Annotated in this window: 22 protein-coding genes; 10 read left to right on the forward strand and 12 right to left on the reverse strand. The window is 68.5% G+C overall.

Features of this window, described 5'->3' with window-relative positions:
* Positions 1–2 precede the first annotated feature (2 nt).
* On the forward strand, positions 3–1,034 hold the full coding sequence (locus EV138_RS14115; RefSeq protein ID WP_133979404.1) for an alpha/beta hydrolase: 1,032 nt from the start codon (positions 3–5) through the stop codon (positions 1,032–1,034).
* On the opposite strand, the gene EV138_RS14120 is transcribed toward EV138_RS14115, so the two are convergent.
* On the reverse strand, positions 1,035–2,237 hold the full coding sequence (locus EV138_RS14120; protein WP_133979406.1) for a serine hydrolase domain-containing protein: 1,203 nt from the start codon (positions 2,235–2,237) through the stop codon (positions 1,035–1,037).
* A gap of 212 nt (positions 2,238–2,449) precedes the next feature.
* On the opposite strand from EV138_RS14120, the gene EV138_RS14125 reads away from it, so the two are divergent.
* A complete protein-coding gene (locus EV138_RS14125) occupies positions 2,450–3,439 on the forward strand; it encodes a GNAT family N-acetyltransferase (RefSeq protein WP_133979408.1) in 990 nt (329 codons plus the stop codon).
* A 49-nt stretch (positions 3,440–3,488) separates the two neighbouring features.
* On the opposite strand, the gene EV138_RS14130 is transcribed toward EV138_RS14125, so the two are convergent.
* Positions 3,489–5,012: an MFS transporter gene (locus EV138_RS14130; protein ID WP_133979410.1), complete on the reverse strand. Its 1,524-nt coding sequence runs from the start codon at positions 5,010–5,012 to the stop codon at positions 3,489–3,491.
* Positions 5,013–5,176: 164 nt separating this feature from the next.
* Here EV138_RS14130 and EV138_RS14135 point away from each other — a divergent pair, with 164 nt between their 5' ends.
* Entirely contained in the window at positions 5,177–5,872 is a 696-nt protein-coding gene (locus EV138_RS14135; protein ID WP_133979412.1) for a TetR/AcrR family transcriptional regulator, read from the forward strand.
* Positions 5,873–5,885: 13 nt separating this feature from the next.
* On the opposite strand, the gene EV138_RS14140 is transcribed toward EV138_RS14135, so the two are convergent.
* Genes EV138_RS14140 through EV138_RS14150 form a run of 3 tightly spaced genes read right to left on the reverse strand, consistent with a single transcriptional unit; the run spans position 5,886 to position 9,534 of the window.
* Positions 5,886–7,103, reverse strand: coding sequence for a DUF2786 domain-containing protein (locus EV138_RS14140; RefSeq protein ID WP_238158131.1), 1,218 nt, complete (start codon positions 7,101–7,103; stop codon positions 5,886–5,888).
* Between the two features lie 47 nt (positions 7,104–7,150).
* A complete protein-coding gene (locus EV138_RS14145; protein WP_133979414.1) occupies positions 7,151–8,104 on the reverse strand; it encodes a sigma-70 family RNA polymerase sigma factor in 954 nt (317 codons plus the stop codon).
* Positions 8,101–9,534, reverse strand: a complete 1,434-nt coding sequence (locus tag EV138_RS14150; RefSeq protein WP_133979415.1) for a DHA2 family efflux MFS transporter permease subunit — start codon at positions 9,532–9,534, stop codon at positions 8,101–8,103. Before EV138_RS14150 ends, EV138_RS14145 begins: the two co-directional genes overlap by 4 nt.
* Before the next feature lie 127 nt (positions 9,535–9,661).
* Here EV138_RS14150 and EV138_RS14155 point away from each other — a divergent pair, with 127 nt between their 5' ends.
* Together EV138_RS14155 and EV138_RS14160 are read left to right on the forward strand one after the other, a co-directional pair.
* Positions 9,662–9,949, forward strand: a complete 288-nt coding sequence (locus EV138_RS14155) for a hypothetical protein (protein ID WP_133979416.1) — start codon at positions 9,662–9,664, stop codon at positions 9,947–9,949.
* Positions 9,950–10,070: 121 nt separating this feature from the next.
* Entirely contained in the window at positions 10,071–11,465 is a 1,395-nt protein-coding gene (locus tag EV138_RS14160; protein WP_133979417.1) for an FAD-binding oxidoreductase, read from the forward strand.
* On the opposite strand, the gene EV138_RS14165 is transcribed toward EV138_RS14160, so the two are convergent.
* The 5 genes from EV138_RS14165 to EV138_RS14185 all read right to left on the reverse strand — a co-directional run bounded on the left by EV138_RS14165 (position 11,452) and on the right by EV138_RS14185 (position 14,341).
* Positions 11,452–11,850: a hypothetical protein gene (locus tag EV138_RS14165; protein ID WP_133979418.1), complete on the reverse strand. Its 399-nt coding sequence runs from the start codon at positions 11,848–11,850 to the stop codon at positions 11,452–11,454. The two genes, EV138_RS14160 and EV138_RS14165, sit on opposite strands and share 14 nt — an antisense overlap.
* The gene (locus EV138_RS14170) at positions 11,831–12,577 is read right to left on the reverse strand and encodes an SDR family NAD(P)-dependent oxidoreductase (RefSeq protein ID WP_133979419.1); all 747 of its coding nucleotides are present in this window, start codon (positions 12,575–12,577) and stop codon (positions 11,831–11,833) included. The genes EV138_RS14165 and EV138_RS14170 overlap by 20 nt, the downstream gene beginning before the upstream one ends.
* On the reverse strand, positions 12,570–13,826 hold the full coding sequence (locus EV138_RS14175; RefSeq protein ID WP_133979420.1) for an AMP-binding protein: 1,257 nt from the start codon (positions 13,824–13,826) through the stop codon (positions 12,570–12,572). The genes EV138_RS14170 and EV138_RS14175 overlap by 8 nt, the downstream gene beginning before the upstream one ends.
* Positions 13,823–14,074, reverse strand: a complete 252-nt coding sequence (locus tag EV138_RS14180) for an acyl carrier protein (RefSeq protein ID WP_133979421.1) — start codon at positions 14,072–14,074, stop codon at positions 13,823–13,825. Before EV138_RS14180 ends, EV138_RS14175 begins: the two co-directional genes overlap by 4 nt.
* Positions 14,075–14,158: 84 nt before the next feature.
* Positions 14,159–14,341: a hypothetical protein gene (locus EV138_RS14185; RefSeq protein WP_133979422.1), complete on the reverse strand. Its 183-nt coding sequence runs from the start codon at positions 14,339–14,341 to the stop codon at positions 14,159–14,161.
* Positions 14,342–14,513: 172 nt separating this feature from the next.
* On the opposite strand from EV138_RS14185, the gene EV138_RS14190 reads away from it, so the two are divergent.
* Positions 14,514–16,769: a hypothetical protein gene (locus tag EV138_RS14190; protein WP_133979423.1), complete on the forward strand. Its 2,256-nt coding sequence runs from the start codon at positions 14,514–14,516 to the stop codon at positions 16,767–16,769.
* Here the strand turns inward: EV138_RS14190 and EV138_RS14195 are convergent.
* Positions 16,766–18,331: a glycoside hydrolase family 10-like protein gene (locus EV138_RS14195; protein ID WP_133979424.1), complete on the reverse strand. Its 1,566-nt coding sequence runs from the start codon at positions 18,329–18,331 to the stop codon at positions 16,766–16,768. The genes EV138_RS14190 and EV138_RS14195 overlap by 4 nt on opposite strands.
* A gap of 194 nt (positions 18,332–18,525) precedes the next feature.
* Between EV138_RS14195 and EV138_RS14200 the strand changes: the two genes are divergently transcribed.
* Together EV138_RS14200 and pseI are read left to right on the forward strand one after the other, a co-directional pair.
* Positions 18,526–19,047 carry a GNAT family N-acetyltransferase gene (locus tag EV138_RS14200; protein ID WP_133979425.1) on the forward strand — a complete coding sequence of 174 codons (522 nt, stop codon included), beginning with the start codon at positions 18,526–18,528 and terminating at the stop codon, positions 19,045–19,047.
* 5 nt (positions 19,048–19,052) lie between these two features.
* A complete protein-coding gene (gene pseI / locus EV138_RS14205) occupies positions 19,053–20,111 on the forward strand; it encodes a pseudaminic acid synthase (RefSeq protein WP_133979426.1) in 1,059 nt (352 codons plus the stop codon).
* A gap of 88 nt (positions 20,112–20,199) precedes the next feature.
* Here pseI and EV138_RS14210 read toward each other — a convergent pair whose 3' ends face one another.
* Complete coding sequence (locus EV138_RS14210) at positions 20,200–20,646, reverse strand: GtrA family protein (protein WP_133979427.1); 447 nt, start codon at positions 20,644–20,646, stop codon at positions 20,200–20,202.
* Between the two features lie 120 nt (positions 20,647–20,766).
* On the opposite strand from EV138_RS14210, the gene EV138_RS14215 reads away from it, so the two are divergent.
* Both EV138_RS14215 and EV138_RS14220 read left to right on the forward strand, forming a co-directional pair.
* The gene (locus EV138_RS14215; protein WP_133979428.1) at positions 20,767–21,720 is read left to right on the forward strand and encodes a glycosyltransferase family 2 protein; all 954 of its coding nucleotides are present in this window, start codon (positions 20,767–20,769) and stop codon (positions 21,718–21,720) included.
* Positions 21,721–23,202 carry a class I SAM-dependent methyltransferase gene (locus tag EV138_RS14220; protein ID WP_133979429.1) on the forward strand — a complete coding sequence of 494 codons (1,482 nt, stop codon included), beginning with the start codon at positions 21,721–21,723 and terminating at the stop codon, positions 23,200–23,202. It abuts the gene before it with no gap.
* The last annotated feature ends 42 nt before the right edge of the window (positions 23,203–23,244 follow it).

The raw sequence follows: 23,244 nt of genomic DNA on the forward strand, positions 1-23,244 counted from the left end.
TGATGTTGCCCTGGTCCGCGGAGCTTGCCGGCCGGTTCGAACAGCCCGTCTTCGACAGCACGGTACTGCGGGGGAACACCCTCGGCGATCCACATCAGCGACCGGTGCTGGTCTACCTGCCGCCTGGGTACGACGAGGGCTCGCGCCGGTATCCGACGGTCTACGTGGCGATGGGCTACACCGGGCACCTCGGGATGTGGTTCAACCGACCACCCTTCCGGCAGCCGTACCCGGAGTTGCTCGACGCGATGTTCGCGGCCGGTGACGTGCCGCCGGCGATCGTCGTCTTCGTCGACGGCTGGACGCGCCTGGGTGGCAGCCAGTACCTCGACTCCCCCGGCACCGGGCAGTACGAGACCTACCTGTGCGACGAGATCGTGCCGTGGATCGACGGGCGGTACCGGACCCTGGCGGATCGCGATCAGCGAGCCCTCACCGGGAAGTCGAGCGGCGGGTACGCCGCGATGGTGGTCCCGATGCATCGCCCCGACGTCTTCGGCGCGCTGGCGACGCACGCCGGTGACGCCTTGTTCGACGTGGCCTACCGGCCCGAGTTCGCCCAGCGTGCGCGGCAACTCCGGGACCTGTACGACGGGTCGTACGAGAAGTTCTTCGCCGACTTCGAGAGCCGGCCGGGGCAGAACACCCGCGTCGATCTGGAGTTGCTGGAGATGTACGGGTACGCCTCGGCGTACTCGGCCTTGCCGGACGGGACCGTCCAGCTGCCGTTCAACGAGCTCGGCGTGGTGATCCCCGAGATCTGGGAACGCTGGCTGGCGCTCGATCCGGTGGAGATGGCCCGGCAGCCGGCGTACGGCGAGGCGTTGCGGTCGATGCGCGCCGTGTGGATCGACGCGGGCAAGCAGGACGAGTACTACCTCGACCTGGGTGCGACCGCCTTCCGCCAAGCCGTCCGCGAGGCCGGCGTACCGGATGAACGGGTGTACTTCGAGTTGTTCGAGGGAGCGCACGGCGGCATCGAGTACCGCTATCCGCTGGCTGTCGCGTGGCTCTGCCGGCAGCTGGCCGACTAGCTACGGGCAGAGGGCCCGCTCGATCAGGGCGTCGACAGCGCTGTCCGTTGAGTTGCGGTCCGGCCCCCAGGGCGTGAGCGAGACGGTGACCTGCCGACGACGGTCGGCAGTGGTGAACGAGTAGCTGAGGTAGGCCAGTGCGTCACCATCGTTGCCGTACGCCGTGACGTGCGCTGCCGGCCGATTGCTTCCGGCCGGAGCGGCGCAGGTGAGAGTGCGTTTGCGTAGGCCGGCGCCGTAGGTGCTGCCTTCGGGCGGCTGCGTCATGAGATGCAGCAGATCGCGCCGCACCACCTTGCCGTACAACAACGCGGCGAAGAACCGGTTGAGGTCACTGGTGGAGGAGACGAGCTCACCTGCCGCACCGAACACGGACGGGTTCAGCTCGGTCAGGTCGACCGGCCGGATCATGCCGTTGTCCTCCACCGGCAGGTAGCCGTGCGGATGCGGGCCGTGGATGACCGGATCGGTTCCCGGCATCGTCGTCCGGTGGAGACCGAGCCGGTCGATCACCCGGTGCTGGATCTCGCTGCCGTAGGAGTGACCGGTGACTCGCTCGACCACCATCCCTAGCAGCAGATAGCCGGCATTGGAGTAGTGGTACTGGCCCGGAGTCGTGGTGGGGTGCGCGGAGGCAAGCTTCACCAGCTCCCAGGGATCCCAGGTCTTCCACCGGACGGCGAGGAACGCCGACGGGGGCCGGAGCGGTAGATCGCTCATGAAGTCGCCGAGGCCGCTGGTGTGGGTGAGCAACTGCCGAACAGTGATGCGCTCGGCGCCCGGAACCACGCCTCCTGACTGAGGTAGCAGGTCGGCCAGGTGGTCGTCGAGGCCGAGCTCGTGTTCGGCGACCAATTGCAGAACGACTGCCGCGAGGAAGGTTTTGGTGATGCTGCCGGCCCGGAACAGGCCGCGAGCCGGGACGGGCGTGGTACTGCCGAGCTCGGCGACTCCGCTCGTACCGCGCCAGGTGCCACGGTCTGTTCGCACCTCGGCGAGCGTTCCGACAGCGCCGGCCGCGACGATCGCGTCCAGTGCTTGCTGCAACCCCGCACTCCGCTGCGCCGAGGCAGTCGCGACTGCGTCGACGGCGGGTGTTGCTGGGGTGGGGCTTGCGGTGGCTGTGGTGGCTGTGGTGGCAGCCAGGGCGGCAAGGGTGCCGACGGCGGTGGAGGCAGCAAGGATTCGGCGCAGGGTGGGCATCGTGCGGTGGTCCCGTCTGTGCGGCTGTAGCGGCTGAAGAGCAACGTCCCCGCCATCCTCGTGATGCCCTGCCCCCGTCACATCCGGAACGACCCCCAGCACGGCCCGGTGTCCGCCTCCGTCCACCCCTGACCGCCACGGTGCCGCGACCCTGGAATCCCGTGCGGCTAAAGGAGGTGCGGAGGTGATCGCCGCGGTCTACCGTCGGCTGCATGGTGACATTCCAGGGGTGGCCGGCCGGGGTCGAGGCCCGCCCGATCGACAAGGCGGACACGCCGGCCTGGGCGGAGCTGCTGGCGGCGAAGGAGAAGGTCGACGCCGAAGGCGAGAACTACGACGCCGCCGACCTGCTCGAGGAGCTCGAAGACCCCAGCCTGGACCTGGGACGCGACACGATCGGGCTGTGGGCGGACGAGGTGCTGGTCGGCTACGGGAAGGTGCACGCGCCGGACCAGGTCGTCGACATCCACCGGATCCGGACCGAGGGGACCGTGCATCCCGAGTGGCGCGGCCGTGGCCTGGGGGCCGCGATCCTTGCCTGGCTGGAGCGCAGAGCAACCGAACTCCACTCCGCTCGGCAGCCGGGCACCGCCGGTGAGCTCAACACCCAGGCGATCTCCACGAACACCGGCGCCCACGAGCTGTTCACCAGCCGCGGCTTCGAGCCCTGCCGCTACTTCTTCCACATGCACCGCTCGTTCGACCTGCCGATCCCGGCGGTCCCGCTACCGGACGGACTCCGCCGGCTCACCTTCGAGCCGTCGTACGACGAAGCCTTGCGGCTGACCCACAACGAGGTGTTCCTGGACCACTGGGGCTCGACGCCGAGGAGTCCGGAGTCCTGGCGCACGTGGTGCACCGGCACCCGGGCTCTCCGTCCGAACCTGTCGTTCCTGATCCTCGACGGCGATCAAATCGTGAGCTACGCGCTCAGCTACGAGTACGAGGCCGACACGGTGGCCACTGGGATCCGCGAGATCTACATCGGTCAGGTCGGCACTCGTCGAACCCATCGCGGCCGCGGGCTGGCTCGGGTCGCGCTGGCCCGGGTGATGACCGAGGCCGCGGAAGCGGGGTACGGACGCGCGTCTCTCGGTGTCGACGCCGAGAATCCGACCGGCGCCCTCGGCCTGTACGAGAACCTCGGCTTCACCACCAGCGCGAAGATCGTCAGCTACCGGCTGGCGCTGACCGAGCGCTGACGTCCGAAGAACCGGAGTACGACGTAGCTCCGGTTCTTCGGACCTTGGCTCAGATGTGCGAGTCCACGACCGCGGGCTCTACCGCGGCCGGCTCGGTGGCGACATCAGCGGCCGGCGCCTGGTTGCGCCGGATCCACGGACGGACGCCGAGGACGATCACCGTGAGCGTCAGGGCGGCGTACACCATCGAACCGATGAAGGCGGCGTGCACGCCGTCGGTCAGGATCTCCCGGGCCCGTTCGGCCGGGTTGGCGGATCCGCCGTCCGCGATGGACGCGCGGCTCGCCGTACCGAAGATCGTCACCAGGATGCCGAGGCCGAGTGCGCCACCGACCTGCTGGAGAACGTTCAGCAGACCCGAGGCCGCGCCGGCGTTCTCCGGCTGGACGCCGGCCAGCGCGCGGCCGGTCAGCGGGATGAAGATCATTCCGGCGCCCAGACCGAACAGCACCAGCGGACCGACCACCCCGGTGAGGTAGTGGCTGTCGATGGTCAACCGGGTCAGCCAGACCATGCCGGCCGTCACCGAGACGGCACCGGTGATCATCAACTTGCCGCCGTCGACCCGGCCGAGCAGGCGCGGGACGATCCGCGACGAGGTGAACAGCAACCCGGTCAGCGGCAGGAAGGCCAGGCCGGCCTGCAGCGGGCTCAGGCCGAGAACGCCCTGCAGGTACTGGGTGAGGAAGAAGAACATCCCGAACATCGTGCCGACCAGCAGCAGCATGGTCAGGTACGCCGCCACGCGGTCACGGTCACGGAAGAGCCGCAGCGGCACGATCGGGTGGGTGGCGCGTCGCTCGATCAGGACGAAGGCGGCCAGCAGCACCAGGCCGGCGCCGAACGCCACCAGTACCTCGGCCGAACCCCAGCCGGCCTCGGCGACCCGGATGAAGCCGTAGACGAGCGAGGTGATGCCGAGCGTCGAGGTCAGTGCGCCCGCGACGTCGAACTTGCCGGTCTCCGGCGGGGTCTCGGCCAGCACCTGCCGGGCGGCGATGACCAGGCCGATACCGATCGGGACGTTGATGAACAGGCCCCAGCGCCAGGAGACCCAGTCGGTCAGCATGCCGCCGACGACCAGGCCGACGCTCGCGCCACCGGAGGAGACCAGGCTGTAGAGACCGAGCGCCTTCAACCGCTCCGGGCCTTCGCGGAAGGTCAGCATCAGCAAGGTCAGTGCGGCCGGAGCCGCGATCGCTCCGCCGATGCCCTGTAGGACCCGGGCGGCGAGCAGTAGCTCGGCGCTCGGGGCGAGGCCACCGAGCAGCGAGGCGCCGGTGAAGACGGTGACACCGGTGATGAAGACCCGGCGGCGGCCGAGCAGATCGCCTGCGCGGGCGCCGAGCAGCAGCAAACCACCGAAGGCGAGGGCGTAGGCGTTCTGCACCCAGGAGAGGTTGGACGGGCTGAAGTCGAGGGCGTGCTGGATCTTGGGCATCGCGATGTTCACCACGGTGCCGTCCAGGATCACCATCAACTGGGTGACCAGGATGACTGCGAGAACTACCGACGGCCGCCGCGCGGGCGTGCCGGTAGAGGCGCCGCTCGGCGCCGCGGATGTTGCCGACATAGGGTGACTTGCTCCTTACCCCGAAGGGGCTAGAGTGGAAAACAGCAGAAGTGGAGCGCTCCTCCGGATACGATACGGAGGACACCTCCGCTTTTTCAAGTGATTTAACGGAGTGACTTTCCGAGCGCGCCCCGCGGGCGCCCGAGCACGGCGAGGAGGCCGGCATGAACACCAGGTCGTCGGCTGCTGCGACATCAACGGCACCGTCGGCGGACCCGGCAACGTCCGCTGCTGCGGCACCGTCGGCGGAGCCGGCAGCGAGTGCCGCCGGTGGCCGGGGCGACGTGAAGTCGTGGCCGTGCACGCGGCCGTCGCGAGCCGATGCCGCGCGTAACTACGACCTGCTGGTGACGGCCGCGCGGAACGCGTTCGCCGACCATGGGACCGACACGTCGCTGGAGGAGATCGCCCGGCGGGCCGGGGTCGGGATCGGGACGCTGTATCGGCGGTTCCCGAGCCGGACCGCCCTGCTGGAGGCGGTCTACGTCGACGAGATCCAGTCGGTCTGCGACCGGGCCTACGGGTTCGCCGACGAGCTCGGGCCGTTCGACGCGCTGGCGGCCTGGCTGCGGAGCTTCGTCGGCTACAGCGTCTCGAAGAAGAGCCTGGCCGGTGAGCTGACCGTTGCTCTAGGCAAGAATTCCGAGTTCTTCACCGCCTGCAAGATGAACGTGCGCCAGGCCGGTGACCTGTTGCTGAACCGGGCCAAGGAAGCCGGCACGGTGCGGCCCGAGCTGGAGCTGATGGACATCCTCCGGCTGGTCGGTGGCATCACCATGGGCCGCGAGATGGAGCCCGACCAGGCCAACCGGCTGCTCGACATCGTCCTGGCCGGGCTCAGGTCCGTCCCCGAGAGCTGAATCGGCCGGCCCGTCAGCGGCTCACCGGGCGGCGGGTTTGCAGGTGGGCGCGGTCGGCGGCACTCAGCCCCGCGGCCCAGCCGGCACCGTTGGAGACCCTGGTCCGCCGAAGCGTCGTCTCGGGGAACAGCTTGACGAACAGTGCGTCCACCTGCTCCTCCCGTTTGCTCAGCACCGGTAGCAGCCGGCCGGCGTCCGCCTCCGGCACTGCGGCCCGCGTGGCCTCCGTGGTCGCTTGCAGTCGCTCGCCGATCCGTTGTGCGTAGGCCATCAGGAACGACTGGCGGAACGACCTCGTCCGGGACTCGCCGCGACGGCCGAAGTGCTTCCCGGCCGCGAGCATCGCCCTGTTCGCCTGGACCAGCAGCGACGTACTCAGCAGCTCGGTCAGCTGTAGGTCGAGCTCGGCGCCCACGATCGTCACCACCGCGAGCTGCTCCATCGACACCGTGCGGCAACTGTTCGCCGAGGCGACCGCCGCGACCAGCTGCGCCTTGGCCGACACGTACGGCGTTTCGACCCAGATCCGGCGCGCTCCGGAGTCGTCGTCGAGCACGTGCTCGGGATCGGCGTCCACCAGCGCCCGATCGAGGGAGAACTTCGCCATCAGCTCCTGGGCCTTCGCCGACAGTGCCTCGGCCTCGTCGGGAAAGTCGGTCGCCTCTGCCTTCGCCAGCAGCCCACGGATCCTGGCCAGCATCTTGCCGCTCGCGACCGGCGCGGCAGGGCCCCTGCGAACGGGGGCGGCCGCACCCGGTAGCGGAAACAGCCGGGCGATCCCGGGCAGGGTCTGCAGGAACCCGGTCAGCACCAGGGCATGATGCAGCGCCAGATAGCGGCCGAGTCGCCGGTCCGCGGCCCACGAGGTCAGCCCGAACTCGGCGTACGGCGGCTCGATGCCCAGCTCGGTCAACTGGTCCAGCCAGCGTGGATCGATGGCGGCCGCCGGATAGGACCGGTGCTCCGACGAGATCACCGCGAGCAGCAGGGACTCGATCATCGGCTCGAGCTTGCACCGGCCGTGCTGGACGACATCTCCCGGCGACCAGCCTCGCGACCAGGCGGCGCGGACCGATCCTTCGAGCGTCACCTGGACACAACGATCCACCTGCGCCTGGTCGCGCTCGTCGTACTGGCCGAGCTGGGCCAGGTACTGATCGGCCAGTCGCTCGTCCAGGGCGATCGCGGTCGCCGCCATCGGCAGCATCCGCAGGATTTCGTCGTCGGTCACGCACCGAAGTCTCGCATCCGCGGCCAACCCGGCGCTCGGGCTCATGCTCAGCTTGTGGACAACCGGCTCACCGGCAATCCGAAGGACGGGAACAAGTCGGGCCGATGGAAGGAGAAGACGGACGACACCCCCGCCTTGGTGAGAGTCAGCACCGACAGCGAGTGCGCATGGAACGCGTCGTCGCGACCGCGCACGTACCAGGCGAACGCCGGCTGCCCGTTCGCCGAGGTCTCCACCAGGATCCGCCGGCCCTCCCCCTTGACGACCTTTGCCTCGAGCAACCGTAGTACGTCCGCCCGTCCGTTGAACCAGGTGGGGATGGGCGGCATCTCCCAGCGGGTGTCCTGAGTCAGCAGGCCTTCCAGAGCGGCCAGATCGGCCTCCGCGAACGCCTTTGCGTACTGGTCGAGCAGCGCACGGCGTACGGGCTCTTCCGGTTCGCTGAACTCGTCCTCGGCCGGGGCGAGCCGGGCGATCTCGGCACGAGCGCGCTGCAACGAACTGTTCACCGCAGCGGTCGACGTCTCCAGGAACTCGGCCACTTCACCAGCAGGCCAGGCCAGCACCTCCCGCAGTACCAGTACTGCGCGCTGCCGCGGCGGCAAGTGCTGCAGCGCGGCAACCATCGCCAGCCGAAGGCTCTGCCGGTTACCGACGACCGCGGCCGGATCGGCGTTGAGCATCCGGTCGGGGAATGGCTCCAGCCAGCTGACCTCGAGTGCCGCGCCCCCTATGTCGTCCGGGTCGGTACCAGGGGCTCCCAGTGCGGACGGGACCATCCGGCGACTGCTGTGCTGCAAGGCGTTCAAGCAGACGCGGGTGGCGATCCGGTAGAGCCACGTCTTGATCGACGAACGCCCCTCGAAGTCCGCGAAGCCCCGCCACGCACGCAGGTAGGTCTCCTGTACGGCGTCCTCGGCATCGTGCAGCGACCCGAGCATCCGGTAGCAGTGCGCGACCAGCTCACCGCGGTACTGCGCGAACTCCTCCTCCAGGTTCATCCCACCTCCTGAACCAAACTGTCGACCACAGCAGGAGCAGGAACGAACGGAGGTTCCGTACGCCGACGCGCGATCCCCGCTCCGGCAGCAGCTCCGGCCAACGACAGGACGCCGCAGACCACCATCGCCCGGGTGAAGCCCGCACTGAACAACGCCGCCGAGCCGTAGCCGCCGTTTGTCGCGAACACAGCAGCCAGTATGGCGACACCGACAGCGCCACCGAGCTGCCGCATCATGCCGTAGATCCCGGAGGCGATCCCCACCGACTCGCGCGGCAGCGACCCGGTGCCTGCACTCTGCGCGGCCGGCATCGCCATGGAGACGCCGCACCCCGCGACGACCATCGGAGCCACCAGCGCGCCGTAGTGCACGCCCGGATCCGCGACCAGGCCGATCCAGGCCATGCCGATCGCGTTGAGCAGCAGGCCGGTCACCACCAGCGGGCGCTCACCGATGCGGTCGACCAGTCGTCCGGCGATCGGTGCGACCACGAAGAGCGTCGCAGTCCAGGGCAGTAGCTGCAGACCGGCCTTGAGCGGTCCGGAAGCCAGCACAGCCTGCATGAACTGCGCGACGAAGAAGACCGCACTGAACAGGGCTGCCGACAGGAAGAAGCCTGCCGCGTTGCCCGCGGAGAACGCCCGGTTGCGGAAGAAGCTCAGCGGCACCATGGGCTGCTCCGCACGCTTCTCCCACGCGAGGAAGCCGCACAGCAACAAGGCTCCCACCACGAACGAGCCGACCACCTCAAGGCTCGACCAGCCGGCTGCCGCTCCACGCACGACACCCCAGACGAGGCCTAGTACCGCCAGCGTGATCAGGGTCGCGCCGCGCGGGTCCAGTCGACGTGCGGCGCCTCTGCTCTCCGGGATCCGCCGCAGTACCAAGGGAATCGCCAGCAGGCCGACCGGGACGTTGATCCAGAAGATCCACTGCCAGGCAAGGCCTTCCGTGACAGCGCCACCGATCATCGGGCCGCCGAGAACCGCCAGGCCCGTGATGCCACTGAAGATGCCGATCGCCCAGCCGCGGCGTTCGGGTGGGAAGGCGGCGCCGAGCAGTCCCATCGCCAATGGCATCACCACTGCAGCACCGGCACCCTGGAGTGCGCGGGCAGCGATCAGCAGTGGCACCGAGGTCGCCAGTGCGCAGCCGACCGACGCCAGCGTGAACAGTGCGAGACCGGCCGCGAAGGTGCTTCTCCGACCCAGTCTGTCGCCGAGTGCGGCGGCGGTCATCAGCAACATGGCGAAGCTCAGGCTGTAGGCGTTCACCGTCCATTCCAGTTGTTCCATCGTCGCGCCCAGGTCCTGCCGGATCGTGGTCAGCGCCGCTGCCACCACCAGGACGTCGAGCGCGACCATCACCGAGCCGATCGAGGTCAGCGCCAGCACCCAGCGCTGTTCGACCGTGGTTCGTTCCTTGCTCACAGCTCCTCCAGAAACTCGCAGTCACTGGTACAGACAAGTGCGAGCGGCCGGAATCATCGCTGCGATGAGTTCCGCTCTCCGACGCGGTCTGAACCAGTGAGAGCAACCGCTATCGACGGAGGATGAGATGAGTACTTCGGTGATTCGTTACCGGACCAAGCCCGAGGCGGCCGATGAGAACCAGCGGCTGATCGAGATGGTCTTCGCGGAGCTGGCGGTCAAGGCTCCGGCCGGGCTGCGCTACAGCAGCTACCGGCTGGACGACGGCGTGAGTTTCCTGCACATCGCCGACGGCGACGGGCTGCAGGACCTGCCGGCCTTCCAGGAATTCCAGCGCGGCCTCGCCGACCGCCTGGTCGAGGGGCCCACCCGAACGCAGGCGACGCAGGTCGGCGGCTATGTCACACAGAGTTAACGATCCGGAGGTTTGAGGCTGCTTTAGGGGGCCGGAGCAACTATCTCCCCAAGAAAGCTACCGCTGGGGTCGGACCAGATCTACGGTGAAAAAGCTGGACCAACCAGGGGGAGGACCACTCATGACCCAACTTGCCGACAGCGGCATCGGAGACCTGAGAACGACGATCGGCGGGGCGGTAGTCGCCCCGGCCGATCCCGGCTACGACGACGCGCGCAAGGTGTGGAACGCGACGATCGACCAGCGCCCGGCGGTGATCGTCCAGGCGCGCAGCGTTGAGGACGTCAGTCGTGCCGTCGGCTTCGCGCGCGAGAACGGTCTGGAGATCGCCGTCCGGGGCGGGGCGCACAGCCCCGGCGGCGCCTGCACGGTCGAGGACGGCCTGGTGATCGACCTCAGCCGGCTCAACCAGGTCACCATCGATCCGGTCGCGAAGCGGGCCCGGGTCGGCGGCGGCGCCCTGCTCGGCGATCTCGACGCCGCGGCTCAGCAGTACGGCCTGGCGGTGCCCGCCGGCATGGTCAGCCACACCGGCGTCGGCGGGCTCACACTGGGTGGCGGGATGGGCTGGCTGACCCGCAAGTTCGGGCTCAGCATCGACAACCTCGTCTCGGCCCAGGTCGTCACCGCCGACGGCCGGATCCTGCGCGCTGCCGAGGACGAGAACCCCGATCTGCACTGGGCGCTGCGCGGTGGTGGCGGCAACTTCGGTGTCGTGACCGAGTTCGAGTTCCACTTGCACGAGGTCGACCCGATGGTCCGGTTCGGCCTGCTCTTCTGGGAGCTCGACAAGGGTCCGGAGATGTTCCGGCTGGCCCGCGAGGTGATCGCGAAACTGCCCCGCGAGGTGAACATCGTGATCGGCGGACTGAACGCGCCGCCGGCGCCGTTCGTCCCCGAAGAGCACCACTTCAAGCCCGGCTACGTCATGATCGTGACCGGCTTCGGCGAGGCCGAGGAGCACGAGCAGGTGCTGGACGAGCTCCGGCTCTCGCTGCCGCCGCTGTTCGAGTTCGCCACCCCGATGCCGTACGTCGCGCTGCAGCAGATGCTCGACGAGGCGAACGCGTGGGGACAGCACACCTACGACAAGGGCACCTACCTCGACGACCTGACGGACGACGTCATCGAGGTGCTCACTGATCAGCTGCCGCGCAAACAGTCGCCGCTGTCGGTGATGTTGTTCTACCGGCTGGACCAGGCGTACTCGGAGGTCGCCGACGACGCGACCGCCTTCAGCGGCAGCCGCGCACCGGGCTACGCGCTGTTCCTGGTCGCGATCGCCCCGACGTCCGAACTGCTCGCGCAGGACCGGGCCTGGGTGCGATCGTTCTGGACGGCGCTCCAACCGCACAGCCGGGGCATCGGGAGCTACGTCAACGCGATCAGCGACGAGGCGGCCGACGACCGGGTCCGTGCTTCGTACGGGGCGAAGTACGACCGGCTGGCCGCGATCAAGACCAGCTACGACCCGGACAACGTGTTCCACCGCAACGCGAACATCAAGCCCGCGTAGGGGCCAGCGCCACCGTGACGATGAGCGGACCGAGCTCGAGGGTCCGCCATCGCCCGGTGAAGTCAGCCGGTACGTCGAGGCCGTGCTCGGGCCACCACGCGAGCATCGGGACGTCGGCGAGTTTGCAGAAGCACTCCGCCCGGGTCCACCGCTGCCAGAACTCCTCGTCCCCGAACCGGCGCGCGAGCGGCGCGGGGACCACCTGGTCGGCGTACTCGGCGTCGATCGCGACCGACCAGCCGGCCGGCGGTACGCCGTACCAGCCGACGCAGCGGAAGTCCGGCAGGTGCGAGCGGGTGACGGCGCCGGCCATCTCCTCGACCGATCCCACCCGCAGGTGGTCCGGCGCCGAGGCGAGCAGGTCGTCAGATGGAAGCGGCACCATCGATGACGAGCACCTGGCCGTTGATGTTGGTGTTCTCCAGCAGCAGCATCCGGACCACCGGAACGACCTCCTCCGGCTCGGTCAGGTGACCGGTCGGCGTACGGCGGACGATCTGGTCGAGCTGGGTCTGGCCGAGCACGGCCGACATGTCCGAGGCGAAGAAGCCGGGAGCGACCGAGTTGACCAGCACGCGGCCGCCGAGTTCGCGGGCCATCGAGCGGGTCGCGGAGTCCATCCCGCCCTTGGTCGCGGAGTACGCCACCAAGCCGGGGTAACCGCGCTGGGCGCAGATCGAGGTGACGTTGACGATCCGGCCCTTGAGGCCCTTGGCCATCATCCGGCGCAGGACGAACCGGGTCAGCACCAGCGGCGCGGTCAGGTTCGTCTGGATGATGCCGGCGATCTGCTCGGCCGAGGTGTGCACGTGCAGCGAGTCCTGGCCGACGGCGGCGTTGTTCACCAGGCCGTCGATCGGACCGAGTTTGCCCTCGACCTCCTTGACGAAGTCCTGGGCGGCCTTGGCGTCGTTGATGTCGACCGAGCCGACGTGCACCTGGTCCGGGTACTTCTCGGCCAGCGCGGTCAGCTCGGGCGTGACGGTCCGGGCGAAGGCAGCCACCTTCACGCCGGCGTCGATCAGGTCGTTGACGAAGGCCAGGCCGAGGCCTTTGGACCCACCGGAGACGAGGACCACCTTCGAGGGCGGCACCAGAGTTGGTTCAGACATCGCTTTTCAGGGTCTCCTTCTGGGGAATCTCGTCCAGGAAGCGGATCCGGCGCGGTACGCCGTAGTCCGGCAGCCGGTTCGTGCACCACTGCACCAGGTCGGCGTCGGTGATCGGCCCGAGGTCGGGCTCGACCACCACCTCGGCGGCCACCATCCGGCCGACCAGCGGGGCCTTGCGGGCGAACACCCGGGCCCAGGCGACGGCCGGGTGGGCCATCAGCACGTTGCGGACCAGGCCGGCCGACACCTTCGACCCGCCGACGTTGATCTCGTCGGTGTCGAGGCGGCCGGTGATCAGCACCCGGTCGTCGACGAACTCGACCCGGTCGCCGGTCCGGTGCGCGCCTTCGAGACCGGCACCGTGGTGCGGCGAGCTGATCACCAGCTCGTCACCGTCCACGTGCAGGATCGGCCGCTCGGCCTCAGGATCGGGGTCTCGGTCCAGCCAGGCCTTGGGGAAGCCCGCCTTGCCGTCGTGGACGACGATCGAGGCGCCGACCTCCGACGAGGCGTAGATCCAGGAGATCCGGGCGTCGGGGAAGATCTCGTGCAGCCGGTCCAGGATCGCCTGGTCGACCGGCTCGCCGCCGAGGGTGATCTGCTCCAGCGGGACCTTGGCCAGCGCCTCGGTGTCGCGGTAGATCGTCTGCCGCCAGAAGGTCGGCGTACCGGAGGCCGCTGTGACGCCGTGCTCGGCCGCGATGGCCGGCCAGGTCTCCAGTTCCGAAGGCTCGATCACGACCAGGCCCTGGTCGGCCTGGGTGAGTGAGATCGTGATGACCTGCCACCACGCGTAGGTGCCCGGGGAATACGGCACGAGCCAGGTGCGGGGCTGCTGCTGGCCGCGGACCGTCGTCAGCGACTCGAGTGTGTGGCCGATCCGCTTGGGCCGGCCGGTGGAGCCGGAGGTGAGCAGCCAGACGCGGCCGGATTCCTCCACCCGCTTGAGTTTCGCGGGGGTGACGGAATGCTCGTCGCCGTTGGCGATCACGACCGCGAAGCCGGACTCGCCGAGCTCCTCGCGCATCGCGGGGTCGACCCGCGACGAGGTGGCGACCAGCAGTTCGGTGCCGTGGACGGCGTGGTGCCGGACGGCCGCGAGCGCGTCGGCGCCGTTGTCCACCAGGACAGCCGCCGGGGAGGGCAGCTGCGGCAGCTTGTGCAGGGTCCGCCAGGTCAGCGTCTTGCCACCGACGACGACACGGTTGTCGTCACCGATCAAGGCGGTCGTACGACGCCGGCCGGTCACGCCGACTGAAGCTGCTCGATGAAGTCGAGGACGTCACCGACCTTGGCGATCTGCCGCAGGCCGGGGGCGTCGAAGTTCAGCTCGTCGCCGATCTCGTCCTCGACCCGCAGGGCCAGCTCGGAGAAGTCCAGCGACCGGAAGCCGATCTCACGCAGGTCCGCGCCGTCATCAGTCGGCAGCGTCTTGCCCTGCGCCTTCATCACCTCACCCATCAGGTCCCGGATCTGCGCGCGCGTCAACTCACTCATGACGCCAGAGCCTAGCGGCTCCCGCCCGTGTGTCCGACTTCGCGGCAGGACGGTGGTGGTCCAGGTCACTGACCGGGCCTCCGCTCAGGGGGTTTCGGGGGCCGGTTGCTGGTCGGCAGCCTCGGTACGGCGCAGAGCCGATCTGAACCGGCGGAGGCGGTCGCGGATCTCCCAGCCGATCAGGGCGATCACCGGGGTGGCTGTGGCGATGGCGGCGAGCAGCAGTTCCTCGACCGGCATGCCCGCGATGTGCTCGCTGATCAACAAGGTGCCTCCCGGTGCTGTGCATGACAGATTGAGAGGAATCGCCTACTCAGTGTAAGGAGATCGGTGCACGGGGTAAACAGGTCGTATCGATCGGCCTGTCATCGTGACGGATGGGGAACTTTCTGCCGCCGAGGGTCCTCTTGATGGGTAGGACGCGGACGAAGGGACCAGGGTGAACAAGGGCGGGCGGGCCGCGGTGATCGCGGCACTGGCGAGCGTGCCGGTGCTGCCGCTCGGCTGGTTCGCCGGGCTCCAGGCGCAGGACGCCTGGATTCCGGCCGCGTACCTCGGCTACCTGCTGGTCGTCATCGCCGTTCCTGGCACCGTGTTCTGGCGACGATTCACCGGTGGCACGGGCTGGTTCGCGGTCGACGCAGTCCTGGGTACGACGTTCGGCCTCGCCTGCGAAGCTCTGATCTATCCGCTCGGCCGCTGGCTGGGCATACCGCTGCTCGCCTTGGTCCTGCCGGCGCTGGCCCTGGGGATGATCCTGGCACTGCCTCGACGGCAGGAACCGGTCCGGCCGACGCCTTGGTGGGCCGTCGCCGGGGTGATGGTGTCGGTCGGGGTGGTGTCGGCCTGGTTCATCCGGGTCGGCTCCAGGGTGATAGCGCTCGACGGCCCGGCCGCCCTCCGGCCGAATTCGGACTCGCCGTTCCAGCTGTCGCTGGCGGCCGAATTGACGCATCACTTCCCACCACAGGTCCCGTACGTCGCGGGCGAGCCGCTCGCCTACCACTGGATGGTCTACAACCACCTCGCCTCCGCACATTGGATCACCGGGATAGAACTCGACGTGCTGACCCAGCGAGTGGTCCCGTTCGCGTTCATGCTGCTGACAGCGATGGGCGCCGCCGCAGTCGGCATGGTGCTGACCGGGCGGGCGGTAGCCGCGCCGATCGGGGCCGCGCTGACGGTGATGGCCGGAGATCTGTCTCCGTGGTCGTGGACGACGACCCACACGCTCTACAACGACGGCCCGCTCTCGATGGGCCAGATGATCAGTCCGACGCAAGCGTTCTCCAACCTGCTGATGCTGCCGCTGATCGCGGTCACCGCCCTGATCCTGCGCAGGAGACCCGGGCAGTCCCGAAGCCGCCTCGCCGGGCTCTTCCTGGTCGCCGCCGTGCTCATCGCAGTCCTGGCGATCACCAAGGCGACCGCACTGCCCGTGTACGCCGCAGGGCTGCCCGCCGCGTGGATCTACCTGTCCGTGCGTGCTCGCCGGCTCAACCTGCGCGCTCTCGTCCTCGCTGTGCTGGTCGCCGTCGCCTACGGCGTCAACTTCCTGGCGGTCCTCGGCGCCGAGAACCAAGGGATGGTGGTCAAGCCCGCCGAGACCTTCCGATCCATGCTGCAAGGGATGACCGTCGGCCTCGCCCCCGCTGTCCGGCCGGGTCCCTCGGTGCTGGTCATCGTCTCGACCGCGCTGCTCGTCGGCTGGCTGATGCCGGTCGTCGGCGCGCTCCTGATCCGTCGCCGGATTCCGGGCGATCCGATGGCGGTGTTCCTGGTCTTCAGCTTCGTCCTCGCGATCGCGGCCGCCTCGATCATGTACCAGTTCGGCCAGGCCCAGGTCTTCTTCGCCCGGAACGCGTTCCTCTACGGGGTTCTGATCGCGACCTGGGGTCTGTCGTCACTCGACCGTCGCGTCTACCTCGCGGTGGCACCCGCCCTCGCGCTCGGGGTCGCGGCGATCTACTACGGGAGATCGCGGTCCCCCGGCGTGATCACGGCCTGTCGCGATACCGGTTGCCTCGACCGGCTCTTCGCCGAACCGCTGGTGGTCGCGCTGATCGTCGTTGCCGTGGGCATCGTCGTACTCGGCCTCGTTCTCCGGGCTTCACGCCGTACCTGGGCGGCGATCGCGGTGGCGGCCCTGCTCGGGCTGACGGTTTCGCCGACCATCGTGAGCCTGCAGAAGTTCGCGGGACCGAGCACCTCGAAGTACGAGTCCATCGCCCCGGGTGGGATCGAGGCGGCACGCTTCATCCGCCGGCAGTCCGGGCCCGATGACCTGATCGCCACCAATATCCACTGCCGCCAACCGCCCACCAAGGCCGTCGAAGGTGGGCCGGGTGTGAACAAGCGGGCGGCCGAGAGATGCCACAGCGGTTCCTTCTGGATCCCTGGCTATGCGGAGCGGCGCGTGCTCGTCGAAGGCTGGGCGTACACGGCCAAGGCCAACAACCACGCCGTCACCTCGAGCGACGCGCTCTACGGCCCGTTCTGGGACCAGGAGAAGCTCCGCCTGAACGACGCAGCCTTCACCGCCCCGACCCGGGAAGGCCTGGAAACCCTGCGCACGAAGTACGGCGTCACGTGGTTGTTCGCCGACTCACGGGTCAATCCCATCCCCGACACCCTGAGCAGACTGGCCGAACTGAGATTCCGGTCCGGCACAGTCAGCGTCTATCAGCTTCGCTAGTTGACGGTCGGGATCGGCAGGCTCTGGTTCCACGTGCGGTCGAGCGCGGTGATTGTGTAGAGGTAGTGGTGGCCCGGGACTGCGGTGGTGTCTGTGTAAGTGCTGGTTCGCTGGGTGGCGAGAAGGTTGCGGGCGTCGTTGTCGGGGCACCAGTCGCCGGCGGTGAGGTCGCGGCGGTAGATCGCGTACGACGTGGTGTCGGCTGAGGTCGGGCGCCACTGCAGGCGTACGCCGGTGGTGGTGTTGCTCGCCTTGACTGCGTGCACCGGAAGCGGCGGGCGGGCGTCGAGGTGCGGCATGGGCGGCACCAGGGCGGGACGCGTGTACCAGTTGCTGTTCAGCAGCGTGGTCGCGCCGAGCCGGTCGGCGCGGACGTCCTTGGCGGAGAAGTAGATGTCGCCCTTGACCTCGGGAACCGTTGTATTGAAGGCCAAATGGTCACTCAGCTCGGCAGGGTCGGACCAGTCGGGCGACTGCGTCGACGTACCGACCTTGTAGGTGGCCTGGCCGATGTAGAGGTGTACGTCGGTGCCGCGGACCTGTTCGGCCCACCAGGGCACGATCTTGTTGTAGTCGGCCGGAGCGAAGCCGCCGGCCCAGTAGACCTGCGGGACGATGTAGTCGATCCACTCCTCACGCACCCAACGCCGGGTGTCCGCCGCGAGGTCGTCGTACGTCTGGACGCCTGCGGTGGTGTCCGAGCCGAGCGGGTCTGTCGCCTTGTTCCGCCAGACCGCGAACGGGGAGATGCCGAACTTCACCCACGGCTTGGCCGCCTTGATCCGATGTTGGAGCTCCTGGATCAGCAGGTTGATGTTGTTCCGCCGCCACTCGGCCAGCGTGGGGATACCGCCGCCGTACTGCGCGTAGGTGGCCGCGTCGTCGAAGACCTGCCCTGCCACCGGGTACGGGTAGAAGTAGTCGTCGAAGTGCACACCGTCGATGTCGTAGTTCGACACCGCGTCCATGATGGCGTCCTCGACCAGCTTGCGGACCGCCGGGATCCCGGGGTTGTAGTAGAGCTTGCCGCCGTACGGAAGGACCCACTCCGGGTGCTGCCTCGCCGGGTGCTCGGGGACGAGCGCGCTGAGGTCGGTGTTCATCGATACGCGGTACGGGTTGAACCACGCGTGCAGCTCGAGGTTCCGCTTGTGCGCCTCGGCGACTGCGAAGACCAGCGGGTCGTAGCCGGGGTCCCCGCCCTGTACGCCGGTCAGGTAGCGCGACCACGGCTCCACCTTCGACGGCCAGAACGCGTCGGCAGTGGGACGCACCTGCAGTACTACGGCGTTGTGGTGCTGGCGGACTGCGTCGTCCAGCCAGCCGACCAGCTCGGTCTGCTGCTGGGCCGCGGTGAGCCCGGTCTTGGACGGCCAGTCGATGTTCACCACCGAGGACACCCAGGTAGCCCGGAACTGCCGTAGCGGCGTACTGGGGTCAGCCGCGCAGGCCGTCTCGGCCTCCGCCGGCGGGGCGCCCGTCGTACGGGCTGAGGCAGGTAGGGCGCCGAGGACCAGGCCCGCTGTCGCGCCGAGTACGCCGAGGATCCGCATCACACTCATGTCACTCTCCGACCGAACCGTAGATGAAGGCGGAAAAATAGTTACACGCCTGGGCTCCGAGCAGAAGAGGTTGCGGCCGGCGATTCGATCCGGTGATGGCCCGATGCGGTAGCTGTCTAGCGGGCGAATGGCTGGTCACGACCGCCAGCCAGTACCGTGGGGACCGGATCAACCAGGGATCGAGAGGGCGGAAAGTGCTGCGTACGGCCACCGACGGCGACGTCGACATCATCCGGGTCCTGCGCAACCAGGAGCCCAACCGCGAGGTCAGCGTCAACGCCCACGAGATCTCCGCCGGCGAGCACGCGGCCTGGTGGGCCAAGGCCAGCGTCGACCCGACCCGGCGGGTGCTGATCTACGAACGCGACGGGGTCACCGCCGGAGTGGTGAACTTCTTCGACCTGGAGCTCGACGCCGAGCCCAGGACCGGCGCCTGGGGCTTCTTCCTGGACGCCGAGGGCCTGGCCGAGCGCGGCGAGACGCTGCCCGCGTGGATCGAGGTCATGAAGGATGCCACCAACTACGCGTTCGACGAGCTCGGCCTGGACGAGCTGCACGGCGAGGTGCTCGAGCACAACGCCGTGGTCCGGCAGATGAACCGGCGGTTCCGCTTCGTCGAAGGTGAACCGCAGACGCGGTACGCCGACGGCCGCGAGATCACCGTGTTCCCGATCAGCCTGCACAAAGACAACCGGCGCAAGCCGAAGGGAAACTGAACCTCATGAGTGCCAGCAAGACCATCAACTTCGGCGACGTCCCGGTCGGCCCGGACCACCAGCCGTTCATCATCGCGGAGATGTCCGGCAACCACAACGGCGACATCGAGCGGGCCAAGGACATCGTCCGCGCGATGGCGGAGACCGGCGTCCAGGCGCTGAAGCTGCAGACCTACACCGCCGACACGATCACCCTCGACGTGGACCTGCCGGCCTTCCGGCTGCCGTCGGAGCACGAGCTGTGGGGCGGCGCCCGGCTGTACGACCTGTACCAGGAGGCGCACACGCCGTGGGAGTGGCACGAACCGCTGTTCGAGCTGGCCAACTCGCTCGGCATGCTGGCGTTCTCGTCGCCGTTCGACCCGACCGCGATCGACTTCCTGGAGAAGCTGAACGTGCCGGCGTACAAGGTCGCCTCCAACGAGATCGGCGACCTGCCGCTGGTGCGCGGGATGGCCGAGACCGGCAAGCCGATCATCATCTCGACCGGTTCGGCGACGCTGATGGACATCGACGCGGCGGTCCGGGCGGCCCGGTCCACCGGTAACGAGCAGATCATCGTGCTGTCCTGTACGGCGAGCTACCCGGCGCCGGCCGACCAGTCCAACCTGCGCTCGATCCCCGTCCTGCGGGACGCGCTCGGCGTCCAGATCGGTCTGTCCGACCACACGATGGGCATCGGCGCCTCGATCGCGGCCGTGGCGCTCGGCGCGACGGTGATCGAGAAGCACGTCACCCTGTCCCGCGCCGACGGCGGCGTCGACTCGGCGTTCTCGCTGGAGCCGGCCGAGGTCAAGCTGCTGGTCGAGGGCACCAAGGTCGCCCAGCAGGCCCTCGGCGAGCCGATCGTCGGCCCCAAGCAGGCCGAGCAGAACGTGCTCCGCTTCCGCCGCTCGCTCTACATCACCCGCGACGTCAAGGCCGGCGAAAAGGTGGCCCCCGACAACGTCCGCTCCGTCCGCCCGGCCGGCGGCCTGGCCCCCGACGCCTTCACCTCGGTCGAAGGCCGCGAATTCCGCGTCGACGCGGTAGCCGGCACCCCGCTCACCTGGGACGTCCTCTGAGCTAGCACCACGAGAACGGGCCCCGGGATCACCCGGGGCCCGTTTCTCGTTCTGCCGCTGACAACCAAGTGCCCGGCCGGGGCATCTATCAGTTGTGGGATTTGTCGCGGAAGGTCCAGAAGTGGTGCAGGAGGTAGGAAACCACCGGGACGGCGCCGATGACCAGGGCCTGGGCGACGAGGACCGGGACGCCGAGGACCTCGATCAGCAGCGGCATGCCGAGCAGGGAGCAGCCCAGGCCGAACAGGTAGACCGTGTAGAACTTGGCAAAACCGCGGATCCAGCCGGCCGAGGTGGAGCCGAAGACGAAGTCGCGGTACAGCGGGTAGACGATCAGGGCGGTGGTGAAGTTCGCCGCCGCGGTGACCGCCAGGTACGGGATCGAGTGCTGGAGGAAGTGCCAGCCGAGCCAGAACAGGCCGAAGTACAAGGCATTCGTGCCGACGCCGACGATCAGGTAGCGGACCCGGTGATCCGCGGCGACCTTGGCGACCCTGCTCGCGGCGGGCTTGGGGCCGAGTTGAGCGACAGAAATGGCAGGACCTCTTCAAGTCGGTGGAAGAATCACGGTAGTTCGAATGCATGGAAGAATCGCAGCGGCGGAACCGCCGTGACCGCCTCCCCCGCGCCTGTGTCACCAGCAGAAGGGCCAGCAGTGTTCGTCTCCGTCGTCGTGCCATGTTACCGGTCGGCAGCCACCCTGCCGCGCCTCGTCGAGAATCTGACCCAGGTCTTACCCGACGTGACATCCGGCTACGAGATCATCCTGGTCGTCGACGGCAGCCCCGACGACACCTGGCAGGTCGCCAGCGAACTGTCGAACAAGTACCCCAAGACCCGGGCGATGCGGCTGGCCCGCAACTACGGCCAGCACAACGCTTTGATCGCCGGTGTGCGCAACGCGCGGTACGAGGTGGTCATCACGATGGATGACGACCTGCAGCACCCCGCCGACCAGATCCCGGTCCTGCTCAGGGCGCTCACCGACGACGTCGACCTGGTCTACGGCGTGCCGGTCGAGGAGGAACACGGCGTACTGCGCAGCTTCGCCTCCCGGCTGGTCAAGGGGGCGATGTCGGCCACGCTGTCGGTGAAGGACGCCAGGTCCATCAGCGCCTTCCGGGCCTTCCGGACCTTCCTGCGGGACGGGTTCGACGGGCTGGACGGGCCGCACGCGTCGGTCGACGTGGCGCTGTCGTGGTCGACCACCCGGATCGCGCAGACCACGGTGCGGATGGAGGATCGCGCCGAGGGCAAGTCGAACTACACCACCTGGATGCTGGTCAAGCACGCGCTCACCCTGATCACCGGCTACTCCACCGAGCCGCTGCGGCTGGTCGGCTACCTCGGCTTCATCTGCGCGGTGTTCGGGGTCGGTCTCTTCGGCGTGATCATCTACAAGTACATCGCGGGCGCGACGACCGTGGCCGGTTTCACCACGATCGCCTCGATGGTCGCCCTGTTCTCCGGTGCCCAGATGCTCGCGCTCGGCGTCCTCGGCGAGTACGTCGGGCGCCTGCACTCCGGCTCGATGGGCCGCCCGACCTACGTGATCCGCGAACGCACCGACGTCGACGCGCACCCGGACATCACGAGCGAGAGCGACTGAATGTACCTGCTCTTTCCCGGCCGGCATCACGTACTGACCCGGTTCCAAGCCGCGTTCCTCAAAGGACAAGATCGCACTGTCGTCTGGGCCGTGACGTCGGCGAATCACCACACCACCAAGCGAAATCCGGTTCCGTACCACCGGCGCGAGGCGGCGATCGAACGCTTCAGCCTCCAGACCGGCCTTCGGTCGCTGGTGATCGGCGTGACCGACACCCCGCCGACCGACGACTTCGCCGACGTCACGATCAAGGCGATCGAGGCCGGCACCGACGACCAGGTCCAGCTCGACCCCGCCAACACCGTGGTCGCGTGTTCGACCCCCGAGGTCGCCAAACTGTACGAACAACTCGGCTACCAGGTGATCGACGTCGAGCCGCCCGGCGAGTCGCGGCCGTGGGACGTCCTGCTCATGATTGCTGAGGGAAACGATGAGTGGCGGGAGCTCGCACACCCAAGCACCGTTGACGTCTTCGACCGGTACGCGCTGGACGCACACATCCGCCGCTGCGTGAACGACCCGGTCGTCGGCGACGACGGCGGGCTCACCACCACCCGCGACTACAAGACCTACGCGGACGCCTTCGAGACCGCGGCCGACCGGAAATGGCTGCAGATCAAGGACTTCGTCCGCCCCGGCCGGATCCTCGACATCGGCTGCGCGACCGGCGCCACCCTCCAGCTCGTCGACGCGGACCCGCGCTTCCACGAGTCCGACCTGATCGGCGTCGAGGTCGCCCGTCATCTGTACGCCGAATGCGTGCACAAGAAGGAACAAGGGCTCTTCCACAACCCGAACGTGTACTTCTACCAGCGCAACATGCTCGGTTCGGCCGTCTTCCCACCGAGGTCGATCGACACCACGCTGACGCTGGCGCTGACCCACGAGATCTGGTCGTACGCCGACGGCTCGCGGGCCGCCACGGTCCAGCGCTTCGCCGACGCCCTCTACGCGCACACGGCTCCCGGTGGCGTCTGGGTGAACTCGGATGTCTGCGGACCGGCCGAGCCCGAGCGCCCCGTGGTACTGACTCTCGACGACAGCGACGGGGCCAACCCGGACGTCGTCACCGAGTTGGAAGCGCTGCAGGATCCGGCCGCGTACGTCGCCGGATTGTCAACCAGGGCACGGTTCTTCCAGTTCGCGCACGACTTCCGGCGGAACGCGAGGGTGCCGTTCGCGTACGCCGAACGCGACGGCAAGCTGGTCCTGCGGCTGGCCGACGCGATGGACTTCCTGACCCGCAAGGACTACGTCGACAACTGGCTCAGCGAGACCCACGAGCAGTTCTGCGGACTGAATTTCGACGGCTGGTCCGCGGTCGCCAAGCAGGCCGGTTTCACCATCGACCCGGCGTCGAAGCCGTGGCGCAACGACTGGGTGATCATCCACCGGATCGCGCCGGTCGCCGCCATCGCCACCGCCACCGGCGACCCGATCGACTGGCCCGACACCCATCAGCTGCTGATCGCCCGCCGCTGAAACGGCAACGCCCGAAGAGCCGATCGGCTCTTCGGGCGTCAG

This window comes from Kribbella voronezhensis, assembly GCF_004365175.1.
Taxonomy (GTDB): Bacteria; Actinomycetota; Actinomycetes; order Propionibacteriales; family Kribbellaceae; genus Kribbella; species Kribbella voronezhensis.